General features: G+C 74.3%; 1 protein-coding gene. It reads right to left on the bottom strand.

Going from position 1 to position 1613, the window contains the following annotated elements; translation table 11 throughout:
• Positions 1-135: 135 nt before the first annotated feature.
• Positions 136-1613, bottom strand: a 1478-nt coding sequence (locus tag G3I40_RS32525) for a multicopper oxidase family protein (RefSeq protein ID WP_164306210.1), incomplete at its 5' end; no start/stop codon positions are given.

The following is a 1613-nucleotide window of genomic DNA, read 5'->3' as shown; positions in this document are numbered from 1 at the left end:
GAGTCCCGGTGCCGGGGGCGAAGCCGGGCCCGGCGTGCACGACACTCGTGGCGCCCGCCGCGGCGGGCAGGCCGAAGACTCATGGAGCCCGTCGGCCCCGCACCGCTCGGGACCGACGGCCCGGGCGCCCCTGGCTCAGGCGCGATAGCCCAGCACGGTCATCATCCCCGCCTCCGAGTGGTACACGTTGTGGCAGTGGACCATCCACAGGCCCGGGTTGTCCGCGTCGAAGTCCACCGTCAGCGTCCCGTTCGGCAGCACGACCGCCGTGTCCTTGCGGGGGCCGCCCGCCACGTTCGCCAGCGAGAACGTGTGGCCGTGCAGATGGACGGGGTGCCACATCGACGTCGAGTTGGCGAAGACCAGACGGACCCGCTCGCCCGCGCGGACCGGATGGCGCTGCTGCGCGGTGTACGGCTTCTTGTCGAAGGCCCAGTCGTACGCGGCCATGCCGCCGGTCAACTGGAGCCTGATCGTACGGTCCGGGTCACGGGCCGGCAGGGCCACCGAGGGGTCCGCCCGGAGCCGGTCCGCCGTCAGCAGGCGGCCGTCCAGCTCCTTCGGACGGACGCCCGGGGCGGGCGCCGCCCCCGCCCCGGTCCGCAGCACCGCGAGCGCCGACGCCTTCTTGCCCTCCGCGAGCGCCGTCAGCGGGAAGACGCCGTCGCCCGCCGTCACCAGTACGTCGTAGCGCTCGCCCATGCCGAGCAGCAGGGCGTCCGTCTTCGCGTGCCGCACGGGGAAGCCGTCCGTGTGCGTCACCGTCATCTCGTGGCCGCCGAGCGCGACACGGAACGCCGTGTCCCCGCCCGCATTGATCAGCCGCAGGCGGATGCGGTCCCCGGGGCGGGCCGTGAAGGAGGAAGGGGCCTGCGGCGTCCGGCCGTTGACCAGATAGGACGGGTACGCCACGTCGCCCGCGTCGCCGCCGAGCAGCTCGCTCCTCGCGCCCATCAGCATCCGGGACGGGCCGGAGGGGGAGGCGGGGGCGGACGGCGACGAGGTCTCCTCCGTGCCCATCGCCGCCATGCCTCCTCCGGGCTCCGTCCCGTGGGACCCCGACCCCGACATGGTGTGCCCGGAGTGGGCCCCGCTGCCCGCGTCGCCCATGCCGCCGCGCAGCTCGGCGAGGACCGCGTCCGGTGTCGAACCGTCCACCCCGTCGACCCAGTCGTCGAGAACGACCACCCACTCCTTGTCGTACGACAGCGGCTCCTTGGGGTCGTCCACGATCAGCGGCGCGTACAGCCCGCGGTCCTGCTGGGTGCCGGAATGCGGGTGGAACCAGTACGTCCCCGGATGGGGGACCGTGAAGCGGTAGGTGAAGTCGGCCCCGGGGGCGACGGACTTCTGGGTGAGGCCGGGGACGCCGTCCATGTCGTTGCGCAAGGAGATGCCGTGCCAGTGCAGGGACGTGGGCTGCGGGAGGTGGTTGGCGAGGGTCAGGGCGAGCGTGTCACCCGCGCTCACCCGGACCTCCTTGCCGGGCAGGTCGCCCCCGTACGACCAGGACCTGACGGTGCGGCCGCCCAGGTCGAGCGGGGCCGCGGCGGCGGTGACCCGGACGGTGCGGACCGGGCCCGAGCCGCGCCGGCGCTCGGCGGCAGCGACCG

This window comes from Streptomyces sp. SID14478, assembly GCF_010548525.1.
Classification (GTDB): domain Bacteria; phylum Actinomycetota; class Actinomycetes; order Streptomycetales; family Streptomycetaceae; genus Streptomyces.
The sequence above is the reverse complement of the archived record's forward strand: the minus strand, read 5'-3'. Positions and strand labels throughout refer to the sequence as shown.